The following is a 21,061-nucleotide window of genomic DNA, read 5'->3' as shown; positions in this document are numbered from 1 at the left end:
GGGTAAAAATATAATTTTTTACTATCAACCCGAGCAGCGCCGACCGCGGAGCACCCGGAGTCTTCGATCGTCTTGGAGGCTACGGTGGCCTAAAACCCTCAAGGCCTTAAGCGACCTGCGCGGACGGTAGCTAGGGCAAGCTGCCGCCTTCGCTACTCCGCCGAGGCGCGCTGGGTTTCGGCCTCGCCGACGAAGCGGGAGGCGTGGATGATCAGCATGCCGACTTCGGTGCCGATCTGCAGGCGGTAGGGGATCATCACGCCGAGCGGCTCGACCGGCGCCAGCCAGACCTCGAGAGCCTTGTTGTTTTCCATGTATTCGATCGCCTCGCGCGTCGGCCGGTGGCCGGCGACGGGGACATAGCGGGCGCCGCAGACGATGACCGTGCCCTTGTAGGAGCCGGCCTGGCCGTCCACCTCGGCCGTGCCCTTGTAGTATAGCTTGACGTCGAAGCGCTGCCAGCCGTCGAAGACCGGAACGGTGCGGTTGCAGGCGCCGGCCGTGCTGCCGTTCTTCATCGGCACGATCATGGCGCTCAGGGGATCGAAGATGTTGCGCATGTGCTGCGGCAGCAGCGGCACGCGGTCGGCCTTCTTGGCGAGCGGCGGCAGGGCGGCGACGTTGACGATGTCGCCGGCGTTCATCTGCATCGAGACGGTCGAGTTGCGGTGGCCGTTCTCGCTGGTGTCGAGCAGGTAGGCGGCGGGAAGCACGCGGGTGCCGACCATGCGGCCGCTGCTCTTCAGATAGCCCTTGCCGTCCGAGACGAAGCGGCTGACGCCGCTGGTCGAGCCGCGCACGGTGATGGTGTAGCCCTTGCCGTCGAAGACCGTGTCGAGCGCGAAGCGGCCGATGGTCAGCCCGCCGAGCAGGATGTTATAGGTGGCGTCGACGCGGCCGTTCGGCGCTTCCGCCTTGGCGGGGGCGGCGAGCGACGGCTGGGGCGCGCAGAGCGAGGCGACCGCCGCGGCGAAGGCCGGCAGAAGGAGAGCGCGGAGGAAGCGGGGCGATTTCATGAGAAATGGTTCCGTCGAAGAGACCTGTCCGTGCGGGTTTTTCGCCTTCGTCCCCGCGTCGGTCCCGTGGCTTAGATGATGCCCCCAAATCACTTCGCGCGATTCTAGGTGATTTGCCCCGTCTTAGTCACTAGTCATCGCGTCCTGAAAGCTTGACGGGCGTGGCTTCGGTGACTAAGAGAAAGCCCACTTTCCGATACCCCTGCCGCGATGGATGCCGAAGCCGGCGCGTTGCGGCGGAATATGAAGGATTTTTGTCATGTCCCGTGTCTGCGAGTTGACCGGTAAGGCCGTTCTGACCGGCAACACCGTCAGCCATGCCAACAACAAGGCTCGTCGCCGTTACCTGCCGAACCTCGTCAACGTGACGCTGATCAGCGACGCGCTCGGCCGCAGCTTCAAGCTGCGCGTTTCGGCTCACGGCCTTCGTTCGGTCGAGCACCGTGGCGGTCTCGACGCCTTCCTCGCCAAGGCCGATGCGAAGGAACTGTCCTTCCGCGCGGCGACGCTGAAGCGCGCCATCGCCAAGAAGCTCGAGCTGGAATCCGCGGCGGCCTAAGGGGCTCTCGATGATCAAGCCGGGTTACATCGTTGCGGCCGCCGTCATGGCGGCCGTTGTCGTTTTGTCGAATGTCCTCGTCCAGTATCCGGTCGAGGCCATGGTCGGGCGGCTTCAACTCGCCGATATCCTGACCTGGGGCGCGTTCACCTTTCCGCTCGCCTTCTTCGTCAGCGACCTGACCAATCGCCGCTACGGCCCGCGCGTGGCGCGGCTCGTCGTGCTGGTCGGCTTCGTCTGCGCCGTCGCGGTGTCGGTGAAGCTGGCGACGCCGCGCCTCGCCGCCGCCTCGGGCGCCGCCTATCTGGTCGGCCAGATGCTCGACATCAGCCTGTTCGCCCGCCTGCGTCGCCAGGCCTGGTGGCGGGCGCCGCTGGCGGCCTCGGTGTTCGGCTCGATCTTCGACACGGCGATCTTCTTCACGCTCGCCTTCGCGCCGTTCGCGTCCTTCCTCGGCCCGAATGACAGCTTCGCGCTGCAGCCGGCGCCGCTGCTCGGCCTGTTCTCGGTCGAGACCGCGCGTTGGGTGTCGTGGGCGCTGGGCGATCTCACGGTCAAGTTCTGCGCCGCGCTGATCCTGCTTGCGCCCTATCGCGCGCTGATGCGGATCGTGCTGCCCTGGCCCGACGCGCAGATGCGCCCGGCCTAGGCGTTCCGTCGAATACGAAAAGCCCCGCTTCGGCGGGGCTTTTTTTATGCTCGGTCGGGATCGATTCGTGTCAGTTGACGGCGGTGCCGGAGGCCGTGCCGGGGCCCTGCCAGAGAAACTCCAGCATCAGCGTCCGCTGCAGGATGCTCACATTGTCGTCGGAGACGAGGGTGATGCGGGTCCGGCCGTCGGGGTCGGTGGAGACGGCGAGGCCTTCCATGTTGTCGATCTGGGCCAGCATGTCGGCTTCCATCACCACCGGCCCGTCGACGACGGCGCCGGGGCGGATGGCGTCGCCGGGCAGCCGGCGCAGCCGCATGCCGACGCCATAGGGCACGACAAGCCGCCGCTCGAGGATCAAGAGGTCGCCATTCGGCAAGAAGGCGCCGTCGGTGACGTCGTAGTCGCCGCTGCGCACCACCGAGAAGGCGCCGGCGAGCGGGCCGCGCACGATCCAGGCGCGATGGTTACGCGCCTTGTCGAGCGAGCGCTCCGCCACCAGCACGGGCGAGCCCTTGAGCGGCCCGTTCGCCGGCGCCAGCGCCACCGTCTCGAGGCCGCGATTGCCGACGAGCTTGCGGCCGGCGCGGTTGAACTTGATCACCTCCGGCCGCGCCAACGCCAGATCGGGATCGGCGCGATAGAGGCGGAGCTCGTTCGCCTGCTCGAAGGAGACATAGGCGGCCTCGCGCCCGTCGATCGTGGTGAGCCGCAGGCCCTCGGCGTCGGCGTCGTGCTTGAGACCGAGCGGCTGGCCCTTGGCGTTCAACATCGGCGCCCAGCGCGTGTCGCTGAGGCCGACGAGCCGGCCCGCCTCGCGCTCCGCCGTGCCGCGAAACCAGTAGCCGGTGTCGGAGATCGCGACGAAGCTCTTGCCGTCGGGGCCGAAATCGATGCCGGACAGCCCGCCGAACTGGTGGTTTGGCGAGGTCAGGATCAGGCCGCCGGCGAATTCGAATTCGCCGAACTGGGTCTGACTGCGGCCGATCAGGAACTGGTCGATGCGGCTGGTGCGGATCGTTTCCGGTTCGAAGCCCGCCGCAAACGTCAGGCTTGGGGCAAGCGCTGTCGATCCGGCGAGGAGCAGCGCTGCGAAGGCTGCCCGCACGCCTTTCATCGCGCGACCCGTCGTCTCGACGGCCGGCGCGCCGGCTGCTGGTGTTCGTCGAACAGCTCCGCCAGCTTCTCCGTCATCGCGCCCGCCAGCTCCTCGGCGTCGACGATCGTCACGGCGCGACGATAGTAGCGCGTCACGTCGTGGCCGATGCCGATGGCGATCAGCTCGACCGGCGAGCGATTCTCGATCTCGTCGATGACGTAGCGCAGGTGCCGCTCGAGATAATTGCCGGTGTTCACGGAGAGGGTCGAATCGTCGACCGGCGCGCCGTCGGAGATCATCATCAGGATCTTGCGCTGCTCGGTACGCGCGAGCAGGCGCTGATGCGCCCAGTCGAGCGCCTCGCCGTCGATGTTCTCCTTGAGCAGTCCTTCCCGCATCATCAGACCGAGATTGCGCCTGGCGCGCCGCCAGGGCGCGTCGGCGGCCTTGTAGATGATGTGGCGCAGGTCGTTGAGGCGGCCGGGGGCGGCCGGCTTGCCGGCCTGCAGCCACGCCTCGCGCGACTGGCCGCCCTTCCAGGCGCGCGTCGTGAAGCCGAGGATCTCGACCTTGACGCCGCAGCGCTCCAGCGTGCGGGCGAGGATGTCGGCGCAGGTCGCCGCAACCGTGATCGGCCGGCCGCGCATGGAGCCTGAATTGTCCAGCAGCAGCGTCACCACCGTGTCGCGGAAGTTCGTGTCCTTCTCGATCTTGAAGGAGAGCGGCTGCATCGGATCGGTGACGACGCGGTGGAGCCGCGCCGGGTCCAGCATTCCCTCTTCGCGGTCAAAATCCCACGAGCGGTTCTGCTGCGCCATCAGGCGGCGCTGCAGGCGGTTGGCGAGGCGGCCGACGGCGCCCTGGAGGTTCGCGAGCTGCTTGTCGAGGAAGGCGCGCAGCCGGTCCAACTCGGCCGGATCGCAGAGATCCTCCGCCTTGATGGTCTCGTCGAAGCGGGTCGTGAAGGCCTTGTAGTCGATGCCGGGCGGGGCATTGGTGAACGGGCTCTCGGGGCGCTTCGCCTCGCCGGCGTCGCGCGCGTCCTCGACGTCGTCGCCCTCGGAATCATCTTCGGCGCCGGCTTCCGTCGTCTCGGTCTCGCCGGCTTCCGCCTCGTCGCCCGTCGTCTCGGCCTCTTCCGAGGCGTCGCTGTCGGCCTGGTCCGCCTGGTCGGAGGCATTCTCCTGCTCGGAGCCCGAATCGTCCGTGGCGTCGCCCTGGTCGTCGTTCTCGTCCTCGTCGCCGCTGCCGAGCTCGTCGGCCATTTCGAGCGAGGCGAGCATGGAGCGGACGGCGGCGGCGAAACGCTTCTGGTCGCCCAGCGTATCGGCCAGCCGGTCGAAATCGGCGCCGGCCTTCTGCTCGATCCAGTCGCGCCAGAGGTCGACGATCTTCTCGCCCGAGGCCGGCGGCTTCTGGCCGGTCAGCTTTTCGCGCACGATCAGCGAGACGGCGTCTTCCAGCGGCGCTTCCGAGCGCTCGGTGATCTCGTGGAAGTTGCCGCGGTGATAGCGGTCCTCCAGCATCGCGGCGAGGTTGCCGGCGACGCCGTCCATCCGCCGGGCGCCGATCGCCTCGACGCGCGCCTGCTCGACCGCGTCGAACACGGCGCGGGCGTTCTTGCCCTCAGGCGCCACGGCGCGGTGGATCGCGTCGTCATGGCAGGCAAGCCGCAGCGCCATCGAATCGCCGAGGCCGCGCGTGACCGCGATCTCGGCCGCGGTCGGCTTGCGGGCCGGTTCCGGCAGGCGGGCGCGCATGCCGGTCAGGATCGGCCGGTCGTTCGAGAACGAGACTTCGAGGTCGGGCTTGCCGGAAATCGCGCGGACGCAGCCGGCGACGGCCCGCTTGAACGGTTCCGTCATCGCCTCGCCGGGCTTCTGTCTCGGATCGCTGTTGCTGCCGCTCATTTTTTCTTCCTCGCCCCTTCCAGCACCTTCGCCCGCATGGCGGGAGAGGGTGGGGGTAGGGGTCTTTGGCATCCGGCTCGTGCGGGCAAGGCGAGAAACAGGCCTGCCCCTCACCCAACCCTCTCCCGCAGGCGGGAGAGGGTTTGAGCCTCACCTTAGCTCAGCACGACATTCGCGGCGGATTCGACCAGCTCTTCGCCGAAGGCGCGCTGATAGAATTCCGCCACCAGCGAGCGCTCGAGCTCGTCGCACTTGTTCAGGAACGTCACGCGGAAGGCGAAGCCGATATCGCCGAAGATCTCGGCGTTCTCGGCCCAGGTGATGACGGTGCGCGGGCTCATGACGGTCGACAGGTCGCCGTTGATAAAGGCCGAGCGCGTCATGTCGGCGAGGCGGACCATGCGGCCGACGAGGGCGCGGCCCTTCGGATCGGCGAAGTGCTTGGCCTTCGAGACGACGATGCCGACCTCGTTGTCGTGCGGCAGGTAGTTCAGCGTCGTGACGATCGACCAGCGGTCCATCTGCGCCTGGTTGATCTGCTGCGTGCCGTGATAGAGGCCCGACGTGTCGCCGAGGCCGACCGTGTTGGCGGTGGCGAACAGGCGGAAGGCGGGATGCGGGCGGATGACGCGGTTCTGGTCGAGCAGCGTCAGGCGGCCGGCCGATTCGAGCACGCGCTGGATGACGAACATCACGTCCGGGCGGCCGGCGTCATATTCGTCGAATACGAGCGCGATGTTGTGCTGGTAGGCCCAGGGCAGGATGCCGTCCCGGAATTCCGTGACCTGCAGGCCGTCCTTGATGACGATGGCGTCCTTGCCGATCAGGTCGATACGGCTGATGTGGCTGTCGAGGTTGACGCGCACGGCCGGCCAGTTGAGGCGGGCGGCGACCTGCTCGATATGGGTCGACTTGCCGGTGCCGTGATAGCCGGTGACCATGACGCGACGGTTGCGCGCGAAGCCGGCGAGGATGGCCAGCGTCGTCGTCCGGTCGAAGAGGTAGTCCGGATCGGCGTCCGGCACGTGCTCGTTCGGCTCGGAATAGGCCGGCACCTGCAGGTCGGAATCGATGCCGAAGACCTCGCGCACGGAGATCATCGTATCGGGCAGGGCGGTGCGATCAGTCGTCGTCTCAGTCATGTCTGCTCCGTCGCATCCAGCGGACGCTTGCGGTCGGGTTCAAGGCGGGAGGGCCAAACTGATTTTCCACCCGCGGGCGCGAGCGGAGGATGAGCGTCTTCTAGCAGAAGCCGGCCGCTTTGAGAAAGTTATATGCCTGAATGATTTCGCGCAGCCTGTCCTCCGAGCTGCGGTCGCCGCCATTGGCATCCGGGTGGTAGATCTTCACCAGCGATTTGTAGCGCGCCTTGATCTCGACGCTGGTTTCGCTGCCCTCGAGTTCCAGCGTATCGAAGGATTTGCGCTCGAGCGTCTTCAGGTGGCGCGCCGGCTTCGGCGGCTCCTTCACGCGCCCCGCCGTGCCGTCGAACATGTCGAACGGATCCTGGACGCCGCCGCTCCAGTCGCGTGCCGCATGGCTCTTGACGCGCTCGCGCTGCTCGCCGGCGCTGTTGACGCCCATGGTCCAGGTCGGCCGGTGGCCGGTCAGCGAATCCTTCTGGTAGGCGGCGATGTCGTCGTCGCCCATGCCGGAAAAGTAGTTGTAGCTCTTGTTGTAGAGGCGGACGTGGTCGATGCAGAAATGGTGGAACTGGCCCTCGCGGTTCCGCCCCTTCGGCGCCTTGTGCGTGCCCGCGCGATCGCACCCCTCCCAGCCGCAGGTCGGCGCGGACCGCTTCAGCACAGTCTCATCGACGCTCGGCTTGATCCGGATTCCGTCGAACAATTTTGAATCGAGCTTCATGGTGCGATTATGGTAGCCACCCCGTCGACCGACAAGGCGACGTTTCGCCATGCGAACGAGGTTCTCTGTATGGATACGAAAGAGCGGATCACGCAGGCGCTGACAAGTGCCCTGTCGCCGCAGAGCCTAGATGTGATCGACGAGTCGCATTTGCACAAGGGCCATGCCGGCCATCGGCCGGAAGGCGAGACGCATTTTCGCGTGAAGATCACGGCGGAGGCGTTCCGCGGCAAGAGCCGCGTCGATGTCCACCGCGCGATCAACGCGATCCTCGCCGACGAACTCGCCGCCGGCGTCCACGCCCTCGCCATCCAGGCCAAGGCGCCGGAGTAGGGGCATTGGCTCGATTCACACCTATTTGTATATTCTCTTCGGATAAGCAATCTTAGGTGGTGTGAATGAGCGATCCGGTTGAATTCGATGAGCGCGTGCAGCATGTGCTGGGCAAGTATGTCTACCGGCTCATCGACCCTCGCGACGGCGAGACGTTCTATGTCGGAAAGGGGACCGGCAACCGCGTGTTTGCTCATGCACGGGACGAAGTGCCCGAGCAGGAGGCGGATGCGCTTCTGCCGCCCAAGCGGGATGTCATCCAGGCGATCCATCGGGCGGGCTTGAGCGTGAAGCATGTCATTCACCGGCACGGCCTCGACGACGCTCAGGCCTTCCTCGTGGAGGCGGCGCTGATCGACGCCTATCCCGATCTGACAAATGCGGTCAGCGGACATGGATCCGGCGATACGGGCCTCATGACGGCGAAAGAGGTCGTCGTCAAATATGGGTTGCCGGAGCTGGAAGCGGATCCGGAGCACAAGCTGGTTCTGATCAACATCAGAAAGCTCGAGGATCGCGACAGCGAGGCGGACATCTACCGGCTCGTCCGCTATTGCTGGCGGATCAACAAGGCCCGCGCCGAAAAGGCCGACTACGTCCTCGCGGTGCTGCGCGGTGTCGTCCTCGGCGCCTACGAAGTCGACGCATGGCTTCCCGCCACAGCGGAGAACTTCTATCCCGAAATCTCCTATGCCGATGGCACGGAAGCGCATCGCTGGGGGTTCAAGGGCAGGCGCGCGCCTGCCGAGATTTGGGAGCTCTATGTCGGCCAGCACGGCAAGCGGATTACTCAGCCAGACCTGAGGCACGATCAGTACCCCATTCGATACTGGCGCTGCTGAACAATCGAGCGGCGCGTAGCTGCCGCTCTTACCGCCGCCTTCGCGCCGCCGTCTCCACACCCTCGCCGTCATCCCGGGCCCCGACCCGGGATCCATTCAGCCGGGTTGCCGGCCGTATGGGGCCCGGTGCGAAAGGCCCGAGGGCCCGGATCGATGGATTCCTGCTTTCGCAGGAATGACGGGGAGCGTGGTGCCGCCGCCGGTGCCTTGCCTGTACTCACGAAAGGTGGCGGGGTTCTCTGGATCTGCGGCGTTGGCCGCTCCGAGGAGGGGGGTGGCGAAGCGCCCCATCAGCTTCCCACCGGCGTCTCCACACCCTCGCCGTCATCCCGGGCCCCGACCCGGGATCCATTTTTCCGGGTGAACGCCGCAGGGAGGCTTGGCGCGAAGAGGCCCCGAGGGCGCGGATGGATGGATTCCTGCTTTCGCAGGAATGACGGGCAGGGGCGGGAATGCCGGAGCACCGGAGCACTTAAGGACGCAGGACCTCGCGCCGCTCGCCCTTCACCTCTCCCATGGGGAGAGGTCGGAGCGAAGCTCCGGGTGAGGGGGTAGGGAACCGTCCGGATCGAGCGCCATTCCGCTGGAAATCATCCTGCGAGGCCGCAACCCCTCACCCGCCGGCCTTCGGCCGTCGACCTCTCCCCATGGGAGAGGTGAGGGGCCTGCCAGTCCGGGGCGTCGGTCGCTTCCCACAAGGCGTGGCGCAGAGGCCTCGCCGCCTTTCTGCCGGCGTCTCCACACCCTCGCCGTCATCCCGGGCCCCGACCCGGGATCCATTCAGCCGGGTTGTCGGCCGCATGGGTTTCCGGTGCGAAACGCCTGAGGGCGCGGCTGTATGGATTCCTGCTTTCGCAGGAATGACGGGGAGGGTGGTGCCGCCGCCGGTGCCTGATTTTATTCCGGGAGGAGTCCTCACCCGCGAAATGGGGAGGCCTGCCCCTCGCGGCGACCTACCCGAAGGTCGAACTCACCCCGCCAGCTTGTCGGTAAGAAACGCCTGCACCGCCGCCGGCGGGACGTCCTTGGCGATGAAGGCCTGGCCGACGCCGCGGGTCAGGATGAAGGTCAGCGTGCCGCGCGAGACCTTCTTGTCCTGCGCGATCCGCTTCATCAGGTCCTCGGCGTCTGGCAGGCCGCCGGGCACGTCGGAAAGGCGCGTCGGCAGGCCGACGGCCTTCAGATGCGCCTCGACGCGGACGCCGTCGTCCGGCGAGCAGAGGTTCATGCGGGCCGAAAACTGGTGCGCCAGCACCATGCCGATGGCGACGCCCTCGCCATGCACGAGGCGCTGCGAATAGCCGGTGGCCGATTCGAGCGCGTGGCCGAAGGTGTGGCCGAGATTGAGCAAAGCCCGCTCGCCCGTCTCGTGCTCGTCGGCCGCCACCACCTTGGCCTTGGCGCGGCAGCTGGTCGCCACCGCGTGTTCACGCTCCGGCCCGCCGGAAAGGATGCCCTGCCAGTTCTGCTCCAGCCAGGCGAAGAAGCCGGCGTCGTCGATCAGGCCGTATTTCGCGACTTCCGCATAACCGGCGCGGAATTCGCGAGGGCTAAGCGTGTCGAGAATGCCCGTATCGGCGATGACGAGGTCCGGCTGGTGGAAGGCGCCGACGAGGTTCTTGCCCTCGGCGGTGTTGATGCCGGTCTTGCCGCCGACGGAGCTGTCGACCTGCGCCAGCAGCGAGGTCGGGATCTGGACGAAGCGCATGCCGCGCCGGGCGATCGCCGCTGCGAAGCCGGTCAAATCGCCGACGACGCCGCCGCCGAGCGCGATGACGATATCGCCGCGCTCCAGCCTCGCGCCGAGGATGGCGCGGACGACCGTCTCCAGCGTCTGGAAATTCTTCGAGCCTTCGCCAGGCGCAACGACGATCGGCACGCTCGGAATGCCAGCGGCGTCGAGCGAGGCGGTAAGCTGGGCCAGATGCAGGCCGGCGACCGTCTCGTCGGTGACGACGGCCGCGCGCACCTTGGGCAGCCGCTCCGCGATGGCGCGGCCGGCGTCGGCGAGGAGGCCGCGGCCGATCAGGATGTCGTAGGCGCGGCTGCCCAGCGCGACCGGAACCGAGGTGATGGCGGCGGCGTCTGCGGTCATGGGATCAGGATTCCTCGGTAGGCGTCTCGGCCGCCAGGAAGGCGAGCAGGGCTTCGATGGTTTCGTCGGCGACGACCTCGTGGGTCACGTCGCGCGACAGGATGTGGATGTTCGCCGCGGCATAGACGGGGTCGCGCTCGGCCATCAGCCGGCGCATCGTTCCTTCGGGATCCGGGTTCTGCAGCAGCGGCCGGTTGGCGCGCTTGCGCACGCGCGCCATCAGCACGTCGAGCTCGGCGCGCAGCCAGATCGACACGGCGCCGCCGAGGATCGCCGCGCGCGTTTCCTCGTTCATGAAGGCGCCCCCGCCGGTTGCCAGCACCTTCGGGGTGCCGTCGAGCAGGCGCTTGATCACCCGCCGCTCGCCGTCGCGAAAATAGGCTTCGCCGTGCTGGGCGAAGATCTCGGGAATGGTGGCGTCGGCCGCCTTCTCGATCTCGGCGTCGGCGTCGATGAAGGGCAGGTGCAGCTTGGCGGCGATGCGCTTGCCGACGGAGGTCTTGCCGGCGCCCATCAGCCCGACCAGCACGATGGCGCGCGGACCCAGGCGGTCGATCAGGTCCGCCCCGGCTGCGATGCTCTCATTCTCTGGAACAATGCTCTCGATCATGGTTCCGCAGCTCCTCGTCCGGCCTCTGCCGAGGTAGAACCGGACGCGGGCGATGCTGTCAAGCATGCGGGCGGCGGCGAATGGGGAGGAGAGCGCTCAAAAGCGCTTCGGACCGCGCCGGCGGGCCGCTTCGCCCCGGCCATCGCGCCGCGCTTGCCATCGACGCCCCGCCACGGCCATAACCAGAGAACCACTATTCCAAAGGTTCTGGACCGGTCCATGCCGACCCTGTCGCGCTTCATCGCCGCCTGCATCCTGCTCGCGCTCGCCGGCTATGCGATCGTGTTCGTGCTGGCGAACTATGTCGAGCCGACGCCGCGCGAGATCACGATCCGGGTGCCGACCGACAAATTGTTGCGGGAGCCATAATGGCCGCGAAATCGAAGGGCGCTCGCTCGCTCGCCGGGCTGCACCACCTCGAAGCCTTTCTCGAGATGATGAGCGCCGAGCGGGGCGCCTCGCCGCATACGCTCTCCTCCTATCGCCGCGACCTCGAGGATTATGCCGATTTCCTCGTCGGCCACCGGCTCGACTTCGAGCGGGCGACGCTCGCCGACGTCCGCGCCTATCTGGTCGATCTCGAGGTGCGGGGCTTCGCCGCCTCGTCCGCCGCGCGCCGGCTGTCGGCGCTGCGCCAATTGCATCGCTTCCTGTTTTCCGAAGGCGTGCGCGCCGACGATCCCTCCGGCATCGTCGAGGGGCCGAAGCGCAAGGTGCCGATCCCCAAGGTGCTGTCGGAAGCCGAGGTCGACCGGCTGCTCGCTACCGCCGAGACGAATGTCGGCGCCGCCAAGACGTCCGGCGCGGCGCTGCGGGCCGCCCGCCTCGCGGCCCTGCTCGAGACGCTCTATGCGTCCGGCATGCGCGTTTCCGAGCTGGTGGCGCTGCCCGCCTCGGCGGCGCGGGCCGATCTCCGCGTGCTGATCGTGCGCGGCAAGGGCAGCAAGGAGCGCATGGTGCCGCTGACGGGCCGCGCCCGCGAGGCGATCGCCCGCTACATGGCGCTCCGCCGCGAGCACGAGGGCAAGGCGCCGAGCGGGCAGTGGCTGTTTCCCTCCTTCGGCGACAGCGGCACGCTGACCCGTCAGGCCTTTGCCCGCGACCTGAAGGACCTCGCGGTCGCCGCCGGCATTCCGGCCACGCGCGTGTCCCCGCATGTGCTGCGCCATGCCTTTGCAAGTCACCTGCTGCAGAACGGCGCGGATCTCCGCATCGTGCAGCAATTGCTCGGCCACGCCGACATCTCGACGACACAGATTTATACGCATGTGCTGGAGGAGCGGCTGCGCGCGCTCGTCGCCGAGCACCATCCGCTGGCAAAATCGTGATCGAAGTCACGCCTGACGGTAGGGTCAACTTGACACCGCCGGGGCTTGCAGCCAGTGTGCGCCCACTTTCGGGGAGGTCTATCCGGCCGCCCACACTAAGCCATGTTTGTACGGCTTGAAGGTCTGGATGCGAACCTTTCTTGAATTCGAAAAACCCGTCGCCGATCTCCAGGGCAAGGTGCAGGAACTGCGCGCCCTGGCAGAGAAGGGCGACGCCGTCGCGGTCGGTGACGAGATCGCCAAGCTCGAGGTGAAGGCCGGCCAGGCCCTCGCCGACATCTATGCCAAGCTGACGCCCTGGCAGAAGACGCAGGTCGCGCGCCATCCCGACCGGCCGCACTTCGTCGACTACGCCAAGCGGCTGATTACCGATTTCACGCCGCTCGCCGGCGACCGCAAGTTCGGCGAAGACCAGGCGATCCTCGCCGGTTTCGGCCGTTTCCGCGGCCGCCCGGTCGCCGTCATGGGCCAGGAAAAGGGCCATGACACCGAGAGCCGGCTCCGCCACAATTTCGGCATGGCCCGGCCCGAGGGCTACCGCAAGGCCGTGCGCATCATGGAACTGGCCGAGCGCTTCTCGCTTCCGGTGATCGCGCTGGTCGACACCGCCGGCGCCTATCCCGGCATCGACGCCGAGGAACGCGGCCAGGCCGAGGCGATCGCGCGCTCGACCGAGGCGGCGCTGGGTCTCGGCACGCCGAACGTCTCCGTCATCATCGGCGAGGGCGGCTCCGGCGGCGCGATCGCGATTGCGACCGCGAATCGCGTGCTGATGCTCGAGCATTCGATCTACAGCGTGATCTCGCCGGAAGGCGCGGCCTCGATCCTCTGGCGCGACGGCAGCCGCGCGCAGGACGCCGCGACCAACATGAAGATCACGGCGCAGGACCTGTTCCGCTTCAACGTCATCGACGAGATCATCCCCGAGCCGATGGGCGGCGCCCATCGTGAGCCGGACGCCGCGATCGACGCGACCGGCCAGGCGATCGAGCAGGCGCTGGCGGCATTCGAGGGCCAGTCCGAGGCCGAGATCAAGCGCCAGCGTCGCGAGAAGTTTCTCGCGATCGGCCGGACGCTTTGACACGATTCTGCCCGTCTTCCAGCTTAAAGAGCATTTGATTCGATCTGCACGTCCCCCAACGGGACGTGCGGTCGCTTAAGAGACGGGATGGAGCACGGCGCGCATCGGGCGAGGGCTCCACAGGGGTGTCCATGTCAGTTTTCGGATCGTCAGTGTTCGCGTCGTCGGGTTCCGGGTCGTCCGTTTCCGCGTTTTTCGGTTCCGTGCTTTTTTCGCGCCTCCGCAAGGCGGCCCTGGTGGTCGTGGCGGGTCTGGCGCTCGCCGCCTGTCAGGATGCCGGCGTTCCCAAGCACATGAAGCCGCTCCCCGCCAAGTTGAAGGCGAAGATGGAGCAGCTCAACATGGATCCGAAGGCGCCGATCTATATCCGCTCCTTCAAGGAAACCTCCGAATTCGAGGTCTGGAAGCAGCGCCGCGACGGCACCTACGGCCTGCTCAAGACCTATTCGATCTGCAAATGGTCCGGCAAGCTCGGTCCCAAGGTCAAGGAAGGCGACCGGCAGGCGCCGGAGGGCTTCTATACGGTCAAGCCCGGCCAGATGAACCCGAACTCCAAATACTACCTGTCGTTCAACATCGGCTTTCCGAATGCCTATGACGACGCCTGGGGCCGCACCGGCAACAGCCTGATGGTGCATGGCGCCTGCTCGTCGGCCGGCTGCTATTCGATGACCGACGAATCCGCCGGCGAGATCTACTGGCTCGCCCGCGATTCCTTCCTCGGCGGCCAGCGCTCTTTCGAGGTCAATCTCTACCCGTTCCGGATGACGCCGGAGAACATGGCGCGTCACCGCAACGACCCGAACATGTCGTTCTGGCAGATGCTGAAGGACGGCAACGACCATTTCGAGGTGACGCGCAAGCCGCCGGTCGTCGGCGTCTGCGACAAGCGCTACGTCTTCAACGTCGACACCAGCGGCAAGCTGAACCCGACCTCGGCCTGCCCGACCGACATGCGCGTGCCGGAATGGCTTGACGCGGCGGTCAAGCAGAAGCAGGGCAAGGACCAGCAGGTCTTCCTGGCCATGTCCAGCAAGCTCGACGGCCAGGATCAGGTCGCGGCCGCGAAGGTCGACGCCTCCAAGATCGACGCCTCCAAGGCGGCGGCTGACTTCGCTGCCCGCCAGGCCTCGGCCGACGCTGCCGCCGTCGCCGCCGCGCCGGCCGCCTTCGCGACGCCCGTCGTCGTCGAGGGCAACGCCGCCTCGATGGCGATCGGCGGCGTCCCGGCCCCCGGCATGCCGCTCCCCGTTCCCTCGCCGGTCCGCCTAACCGCCGAACCGGCCCCCGCGCCCGCCGCCGCCGAAAAGAAGCCGGGCTTCTGGGACAAGTTCAAGAAGCGCCAGCCCTCGTAAGGCGGGCGCCTTTTCGCAGGACTCCGGCCGGTCACCACCCTCTCCGTCATTCCTGCGAAGGCAGGAATCCATACAGCCTGGGCGTCGCCAGCCAAAGCTCCCGGCCGTGCGCTTGTGCACCGGGAGCCCATCCTCCGCACGCCTCGGCTGAATGGATCCCGGGTCAAGCCCGGGATGACGCCAGTGCGTGGGGTGAGCGGCGTTTTTCAATCGGCATTCGTTCGGGGGCCTGACACCGGCGGTCATTCCACCCTCGCCGTCATTCCTGCGAAAGCAGGAATCCATACAGCCTGGGCATAGGGAGCCCGAGCTCCCGGCAGGGCGTTTTCTCGCCGGGAGCCCAGCCTCCGCACGCCTCGGCTGAATGGATCCCGGGTCAGGCCCGGGATGACGCTGGTGTGTGGGGCGAAGGTCGTGTCTCGCTTGGCATGCGTTTGATTCTGGCGCTGTCGGCTCCTCCACCCTCGCCGTCATTCCTGCGAAAGCAGGAATCCATACAGCCTGGGTATAGGGAGCCTGAGCTCCCGGCAGGGCGCTTGTGCCCCTGGAGCTCATCCTCCGTACGCCTCGGCTGAATGGATCCCGGGTCAAGCCCGGGATGACGCCGGTGCGTAGGGGCAGTCTCCGTGCCTCTCCTAGCGGCATTCGTTCATTGGCACCGGCGGTCCTCCCACCCTCGCCGTCATCCCTGCGAAAGCAGGGATCCATAAAACCTCGCCGTCAGGCTCGACCGGCTTCAGCGTTGCGCTGTGTCGTCGGAGCTCCGTCCGGTTAGCTTCATGCGGCGGATGGATGGATCCCTGCTTTCGCAGGGATGACGGTGGAGGGTGGTCTGCCGGCGTGGTCTTCCCCCTTCCGTCGAAGGCCTCGGGACCGCACTGGCGTGCCGGAGCGCCTAAGCCCCCCAACACAAAAAAAGCCCGGCATCGTGGATGCCGGGCTTTTGTATTTACCGCGACAGATTCAGCCTCAGGCGAGCTTGCCGTGGCAGTGCTTGAACTTCTTGCCCGAGCCGCAGGGGCAGGGGGCGTTGCGCTGCAGGCGGCCCCAGGTCGTCGGGTCGTTGGGGTCGACGCCGAGTGCCGCGAAGCCGGCGGCGGCGTCGGCGTTCTGCAGCAGCGGCTGGTCGAACTCGTTCTCGCCCGAGAGCGGATCGAGATGCAGCGCCTGGATGTCGTCGACATCGTCCGGCGCCAGCGGCGGCGACTGCATGATCTCGACGCGCATCATCTGCGCCGTGACGGCCTCGCGCAGGCTCTGCAGCATGCTCTGGAACAGCTCGAAGGATTCCGTCTTGTACTCGTTCAGCGGGTCGCGCTGGGCGTAGCCGCGGAAGCCGATGACCTGGCGCAGATGGTCAAGCGTGACCAGGTGCTCGCGCCACAGATGGTCGAGCGTCTGCAGCAGCACGGCCTTCTCGACCTGGCGCATGACGGTCGGCGAGAAGCGCTCGGTGCGGGCCGCTGCCGCTTCGTCGCCGGCCTTCTGCACGCGCTCCAGCACCTCGGCGTCGGCGATGCCGTCCTCGCCAGCCCATTCCTCGATCGGCAGGTCGAGATTGACGGCCGCGATCAGCGCCTCGTGCAGGCCCTTGGCGTCCCACTGCTCGGGATAGGCCTTTTCCGGGATGTGCTTGGCGACGAGACCGGCGATCACCTCGTTGCGCATGTCGTCGACGGTGGAGGCGACGTCTTCCTCGGCCATCAGCTCGATGCGCTGGTCGAAGATGACCTTGCGCTGGTCGTTCATGACGTCGTCGTATTTGAGCAGGTTCTTGCGGATGTCGAAGTTGCGCGCCTCGACCTTCTGCTGCGCCTTCTCCAGCGCCCGGTTGATCCAGGGATGGACGATCGCCTCGTCCTCCTTGAGGCCGAGCTTCTGCAGCATGCCGTCCATGCGCTCGGAGCCGAAGATGCGCATCAGATCGTCCTGCAGCGACAGGAAGAAGTGCGAATGGCCCGGGTCGCCCTGGCGGCCGGAACGACCGCGCAGCTGGTTGTCGATGCGGCGGCTTTCATGCCGCTCGGTGCCGATGACGTAGAGGCCGCCGGCGGCGAGCGCCTTGTCCTTCAGGACGGCGATCTCGGCCTTGATCTCTTCGATCCGGCGATCGCGCTCGGTCTCGTCGAGAACCTCGCCGAGCTCGCGCTCGATGCGCATCTCGAGGTTGCCGCCGAGCTTGATGTCGGTACCGCGGCCGGCCATGTTCGTCGCGATCGTGACGGCGCCGGGGACACCGGCCTGGGCGACGATGTAGGCTTCCTGCTCGTGATAGCGGGCGTTCAGGACCTGGTGCGGCACCTTCTCCTTTTTCAGGAGCTCCGACAGCAGTTCCGACTTCTCGATCGAGGTGGTGCCGACGAGCACGGGCTGGCCGCGCTGGCTGCAATCCTTGATGACGCGGATGATCGCCTTGTACTTCTCGTTGGCCGTCCGGTAGACCTCGTCGTCATCGTCGATACGCGAGACGGGGACGTTGGTCGGGATCTCGACGACCTCGAGGCCGTAGATGTCGGCGAACTCGGCCGCTTCCGTCTGCGCCGTGCCGGTCATGCCGGCCAGCTTCTCGTACATCCGGAAATAGTTCTGGAACGTGATCGAGGCCAGCGTCTGGTTTTCCGGCTGGATCTTGACGTGTTCCTTCGCCTCCAGCGCCTGGTGCAGGCCTTCCGAATAGCGGCGGCCGGGCATCATGCGGCCGGTGAACTCGTCGATGATGACGACCTCGTCGTCCTTGACGATGTAGTCCTTGTCGCGCTGGAACAGCCGGTGCGCCCGGAGGCCCTGGTTGATGTGGTGCACGACGGTGACGTTCTCGACGTCGTAGAGGGATTCGCCCTTGAGCAGGCCCGCCTCGGTCAGGAGCTGCTCGAGCTTCTCGTTGCCGGCCTCGGTGAAGCTCGCGGTGCGCTGCTTCTCGTCAATCTCGTAATCTTCCGGCTCGAGGCGCGGAATGAACGCGTCGATCGTGTTGTAGAGCTCCGAGCGGTCGTCGAGCGGGCCGGAGATGATCAGCGGCGTGCGCGCCTCGTCGATCAGGATCGAGTCCACTTCGTCGACGATCGCGTAGTGATGCGGGCGCTGCACCATCTGGCCGAGCTCGTACTTCATGTTATCGCGCAGATAATCGAAGCCGTACTCGTTGTTGGTGCCGTAGGTGATGTCGCAGGCATAGGCCGCGCGGCGCTGGTCGTCGTCGAGGCCGTGCACGATGACGCCGACCGACAGGCCGAGGAAGCGGTAGAGCTTGCCCATCCATTCGGCGTCGCGGCTGGCGAGGTAGTCGTTCACAGTGACGACGTGCACGCCCTTGCCGGTGAGCGCGTTCAGGTAGACGGGCAGCGTCGCCACCAGCGTCTTGCCTTCGCCCGTCTTCATTTCCGAGATCGAGCCGTCGTTCAGAACCATGCCGCCGATCAGCTGGACGTCGAAATGACGCATGCCGAGCGCGCGCTTGGCGCCTTCGCGGACGGTGGCGAAGGCGGGGATCAGCAGATCGTCGACCGACTTGCCGGCCGCGATCTCGCGCTTGAACTGTTCGGTGCGAGCGCGGAGCTCGTCGTCGGAGAGCTTCGACAGCTCGTCTTCCAGCGCGTTGATCTGCGCGACCTTCGGGCGGTAGCCCTTGACGCGGCGGTCATTGGCGGAGCCGAAGATTTTGCGCGCGAGCGAGCCGAGACCGACCATTGGTCATCCTTGATGTTGGTCCGGACCGCCCGAAGTGGGATGGACGCCGGGTTATTGGTTGTCGGCGCGATCGCATCGGCTGCGACGAAGGCCGGAAACCGCTAGGCACGCCGTCACCCCAGACGTCACAGCGTTCTGGACGCCGAGTTCCGAGACAGATAAGAGGGGGCACAATGGTTGTCAACGTGGGCACCGGCACGTCCAATGCCCGGAAAATGCCGGAATTGCAGCAGATCCACCCACTTGATCGTGTCGGGTAGTCCGTACTCTTCACTTATCCCTCCGTAACGGAACAGGACAAGTCCATGACGTCACGTGTTTCATCTTCCCTGACGGCCCTGCGCGGCCCCGCCCTGGCCGTCCTCGGCCTGATGGCGATGGCGCTTCCCGCGGCGGCCCAGGACGCGGCTGCCAAGGACACGGCGCCGGCAGCGGCAGCGGCGGCTGTCGATCCGCAGACGGTGCTCGCCACCGTCAACGGCCAGCCGATCACCGAGGCCGATCTGACGCTCGCCGGCGAAGACTTCGCCGAGGAGCTGGCCAAGGTCGCTCCCGACCAGCGCCGCAAGGCGATCCTCGACGTGCTCGTCGACCTGCGCTTGATGGCGGGCGCCGCCGAGCAGGCCGGCCTCGACAAGTCCGACGAGTTCCAGCGCCGCCTGGCGCTGCTGCGCGCCCGCGCGCTCCGCAACGAGTTCTTCCGCACCAAGGTCGACCTCGCCGTCACCGACGAGGCGGTCAAGAAGCGCTACGAGGCGGAAGTCGCCAAGATCGTGCCGGAAGAGGAAGTCCACGCCGCGCACATCCTGGTCGAGACCGAGGACGAGGCCAAGGCCATCATCAAGGAACTCGACAAGGGCGGCGACTTCGCCAAGATCGCCCAGGAGAAGTCCAAGGACCCCGGTTCGGGCAAGATGGGCGGCGACCTCGGCTTCTTCACCAAGGGCAAGATGATCAAGGAGTTCGAGGACGCGGCCTTCGCGCTCGAGCCCGGCAAGTACACCGAGAAGCCGGTCAAGTCGCAGTACGGCTTCCATGTCATCAAGTCGATCGAGAAGCGCAAGCAGCCGCTGCCGACCTATGACCAGGTCAAGGACCAGGTCCGCCAGCTCGTGCTGCGCGACACCTTCGTCGACACCGTCTCGAAGCTCCGCACCGACGGCAAGGTCGATATCATCGACCCGGCCCTGAAGGCGGCCCCGGCGACGGCGCCGGCCCAGTAGGCCTGCGCTGACGCGAGGATAACGCCTCGTTAACGGATCGCTAACGGGAGGGCCGGACATCGTCCGGCCCTTTTGCTTGGGCGAGGGGGCGGGGAGGGCGCCGAAACGGCTTGCGTGTGACCAAGGCTTCGGGCAGAGGGATGGCTTTCCCGTGCCCGAAACAGCCGAGGCATCATGTCCACCGCCGTCTCCCCGCTCGCCGTTCCCTTCCCCGACATGCCGCCGATCGAGGGCGTCCGCTTCGCGACCGCCGAGGCTGGCATCAAGTACAAGAACCGCCTCGATGTTTTCCTCGCGCTGTTCGCCGAGGGAACCACGGTCGCCGGCGTCTTTACCAGGTCGAAATGCCCGTCGGCGCCGGTCGACTGGTGCCGGGAATCGCTGGCCGGTGGCACCGCGCGGGCGCTGCTGGTCAATTCGGGCAATGCCAACGCCTTCACCGGCAAGAAGGGCCGCGAGACGACGAGCCTGCAGGGCGAGCTGGCGGCCAAGGTCGCGGGTTGCCGCCCCGACGAGGTCTTCCTCGCCTCCACCGGCGTGATCGGCGAGCCGCTCGACGCCCAGAAATTCGCCGCCGTCCTGCCGGATGCCGCGGCCCGCGCCGCCAGCGGCCCCTGGGTCGACGCCGCCCGCGCCATCATGACCACCGACACCTTCCCGAAGGGCTCGAGCCGGAAGGTTCAGCTCGGCGGCGCCACCGTGACGATCAACGGCATCGCCAAGGGCGCCGGCATGATCGCGCCCGACATGGCGACGATGCTCTCCTTCGTCGCCACCGACGCCGCCATCGCCGCGCCCGTCCTGCAGGCGCTGCTCTCGAAGGGCGTCGACGGCAGCTTCAATTCGGTCACCGTCGACAGCGACACCTCGACCTCCGACACGCTGCTGCTGTTCGCGACCGGCAAGGCGGCCGGCGCCGAGCTCGTCACCGATCCGGCCGACCCGCGCCTCGCCGATTTCGCCGAAGCGCTGGACGCGATCCTGCTCGATCTGGCCCAGCAGGTGGCGCGCGACGGCGAAGGCGCCCGCAAGTTGATTGAGGTCCGCGTCGAGGGCGCCGTCTCCGACGCCTCGGCCAAGCGCATCGCGCTGTCGATCGCCAATTCGCCGCTGGTCAAGACGGCGGCCGCCGGCGAGGACGCCAATTGGGGCCGCGTCGTCATGGCCGTCGGCAAGGCCGGCGAGCCGGCTGACCGCGATCGCCTGTCGATTTCTTTCGGCGAAACCCGCGTTGCCTTCGAGGGGGAGCGCGATCCGGACTATTCGGAAGCCGCCGCTTCTGCCTACATGAAGAACAAGGAAATCGTGATCACGGCCGAAATCGGTCTCGGTAGCGGCCGGGCGGCGGTTTGGACCTGCGATCTCACCAAGGAATATGTCGCGATCAATGGCGATTATCGGAGCTGAT

At 66.9% G+C, this 21,061-nt stretch carries 18 protein-coding genes; 10 read left to right on the top strand and 8 right to left on the bottom strand.

The window, feature by feature from the left end; all coding sequences use genetic code 11:
- Positions 1 to 152: 152 nt before the first annotated feature.
- Positions 153 to 1,016, bottom strand: coding sequence for a DUF3108 domain-containing protein (locus AC6HZP_RS21420; RefSeq protein WP_497524455.1), 864 nt, complete (start codon positions 1,014 to 1,016; stop codon positions 153 to 155).
- A 259-nt stretch (positions 1,017 to 1,275) separates the two neighbouring features.
- Between AC6HZP_RS21420 and rpmB the strand changes: the two genes are divergently transcribed.
- Complete coding sequence (rpmB, locus tag AC6HZP_RS21415; RefSeq protein WP_201400942.1) at positions 1,276 to 1,575, top strand: 50S ribosomal protein L28; 300 nt, start codon at positions 1,276 to 1,278, stop codon at positions 1,573 to 1,575.
- A gap of 10 nt (positions 1,576 to 1,585) precedes the next feature.
- Positions 1,586 to 2,224 (top strand): VUT family protein, encoded by a 639-nt coding sequence (locus tag AC6HZP_RS21410; RefSeq protein ID WP_201400941.1) that lies wholly within the window; start codon positions 1,586 to 1,588, stop codon positions 2,222 to 2,224.
- A 70-nt stretch (positions 2,225 to 2,294) separates the two neighbouring features.
- Here AC6HZP_RS21410 and AC6HZP_RS21405 read toward each other — a convergent pair whose 3' ends face one another.
- The 4 genes from AC6HZP_RS21405 to AC6HZP_RS21390 all read right to left on the bottom strand — a co-directional run bounded on the left by AC6HZP_RS21405 (position 2,295) and on the right by AC6HZP_RS21390 (position 7,099).
- Positions 2,295 to 3,341, bottom strand: coding sequence for an esterase-like activity of phytase family protein (locus tag AC6HZP_RS21405; RefSeq protein WP_497524454.1), 1,047 nt, complete (start codon positions 3,339 to 3,341; stop codon positions 2,295 to 2,297).
- The gene (gene cobT / locus AC6HZP_RS21400) at positions 3,338 to 5,233 is read right to left on the bottom strand and encodes a cobaltochelatase subunit CobT (RefSeq protein WP_497524453.1); all 1,896 of its coding nucleotides are present in this window, start codon (positions 5,231 to 5,233) and stop codon (positions 3,338 to 3,340) included. Before cobT ends, AC6HZP_RS21405 begins: the two co-directional genes overlap by 4 nt.
- Before the next feature lie 155 nt (positions 5,234 to 5,388).
- Positions 5,389 to 6,375, bottom strand: coding sequence for a cobaltochelatase subunit CobS (gene cobS, locus AC6HZP_RS21395; protein WP_018183428.1), 987 nt, complete (start codon positions 6,373 to 6,375; stop codon positions 5,389 to 5,391).
- A 100-nt stretch (positions 6,376 to 6,475) separates the two neighbouring features.
- Positions 6,476 to 7,099, bottom strand: a complete 624-nt coding sequence (locus AC6HZP_RS21390) for a J domain-containing protein (protein WP_497524452.1) — start codon at positions 7,097 to 7,099, stop codon at positions 6,476 to 6,478.
- A 69-nt stretch (positions 7,100 to 7,168) separates the two neighbouring features.
- On the opposite strand from AC6HZP_RS21390, the gene AC6HZP_RS21385 reads away from it, so the two are divergent.
- Together AC6HZP_RS21385 and AC6HZP_RS21380 are read left to right on the top strand one after the other, a co-directional pair.
- Positions 7,169 to 7,432 (top strand): BolA family protein, encoded by a 264-nt coding sequence (locus AC6HZP_RS21385; protein WP_201404562.1) that lies wholly within the window; start codon positions 7,169 to 7,171, stop codon positions 7,430 to 7,432.
- A gap of 65 nt (positions 7,433 to 7,497) precedes the next feature.
- On the top strand, positions 7,498 to 8,274 hold the full coding sequence (locus AC6HZP_RS21380; protein WP_497524451.1) for an LEM-3-like GIY-YIG domain-containing protein: 777 nt from the start codon (positions 7,498 to 7,500) through the stop codon (positions 8,272 to 8,274).
- A 970-nt stretch (positions 8,275 to 9,244) separates the two neighbouring features.
- Here AC6HZP_RS21380 and aroB read toward each other — a convergent pair.
- Both aroB and AC6HZP_RS21370 read right to left on the bottom strand, forming a co-directional pair.
- A complete protein-coding gene (gene aroB / locus AC6HZP_RS21375) occupies positions 9,245 to 10,369 on the bottom strand; it encodes a 3-dehydroquinate synthase (protein WP_497524450.1) in 1,125 nt (374 codons plus the stop codon).
- A gap of 4 nt (positions 10,370 to 10,373) precedes the next feature.
- On the bottom strand, positions 10,374 to 10,979 hold the full coding sequence (locus tag AC6HZP_RS21370; protein ID WP_201400935.1) for a shikimate kinase: 606 nt from the start codon (positions 10,977 to 10,979) through the stop codon (positions 10,374 to 10,376).
- 219 nt (positions 10,980 to 11,198) lie between these two features.
- Between AC6HZP_RS21370 and AC6HZP_RS21365 the strand changes: the two genes are divergently transcribed.
- From AC6HZP_RS21365 to AC6HZP_RS21350, 4 genes are all read left to right on the top strand, one after another.
- Positions 11,199 to 11,348: a histidine kinase gene (locus AC6HZP_RS21365; protein WP_201400934.1), complete on the top strand. Its 150-nt coding sequence runs from the start codon at positions 11,199 to 11,201 to the stop codon at positions 11,346 to 11,348.
- Entirely contained in the window at positions 11,348 to 12,307 is a 960-nt protein-coding gene (gene xerD / locus AC6HZP_RS21360; RefSeq protein WP_497524449.1) for a site-specific tyrosine recombinase XerD, read from the top strand. Before AC6HZP_RS21365 ends, xerD begins: the two co-directional genes overlap by 1 nt.
- A gap of 127 nt (positions 12,308 to 12,434) precedes the next feature.
- The gene (locus AC6HZP_RS21355) at positions 12,435 to 13,388 is read left to right on the top strand and encodes an acetyl-CoA carboxylase carboxyltransferase subunit alpha (protein WP_497524448.1); all 954 of its coding nucleotides are present in this window, start codon (positions 12,435 to 12,437) and stop codon (positions 13,386 to 13,388) included.
- Between the two features lie 236 nt (positions 13,389 to 13,624).
- Entirely contained in the window at positions 13,625 to 14,743 is a 1,119-nt protein-coding gene (locus AC6HZP_RS21350; protein WP_497524447.1) for a transcriptional regulator, read from the top strand.
- A 969-nt stretch (positions 14,744 to 15,712) separates the two neighbouring features.
- Here the strand turns inward: AC6HZP_RS21350 and secA are convergent.
- Positions 15,713 to 18,430, bottom strand: coding sequence for a preprotein translocase subunit SecA (secA, locus tag AC6HZP_RS21345; RefSeq protein ID WP_201400932.1), 2,718 nt, complete (start codon positions 18,428 to 18,430; stop codon positions 15,713 to 15,715).
- 305 nt (positions 18,431 to 18,735) lie between these two features.
- Here secA and AC6HZP_RS21340 point away from each other — a divergent pair, with 305 nt between their 5' ends.
- Together AC6HZP_RS21340 and argJ are read left to right on the top strand one after the other, a co-directional pair.
- Positions 18,736 to 19,653 (top strand): peptidylprolyl isomerase, encoded by a 918-nt coding sequence (locus tag AC6HZP_RS21340; protein WP_497524446.1) that lies wholly within the window; start codon positions 18,736 to 18,738, stop codon positions 19,651 to 19,653.
- Between the two features lie 174 nt (positions 19,654 to 19,827).
- Positions 19,828 to 21,060 carry a bifunctional glutamate N-acetyltransferase/amino-acid acetyltransferase ArgJ gene (gene argJ / locus AC6HZP_RS21335; RefSeq protein WP_497524445.1) on the top strand — a complete coding sequence of 411 codons (1,233 nt, stop codon included), beginning with the start codon at positions 19,828 to 19,830 and terminating at the stop codon, positions 21,058 to 21,060.
- Position 21,061 lies beyond the last annotated feature (1 nt).

It is taken from the genome of Kaistia sp. SLG-1 (genome assembly GCF_059699055.1).
Note: the sequence above shows the minus strand (reverse complement) of the source record. Positions and strands in the feature narration are given on the sequence as shown.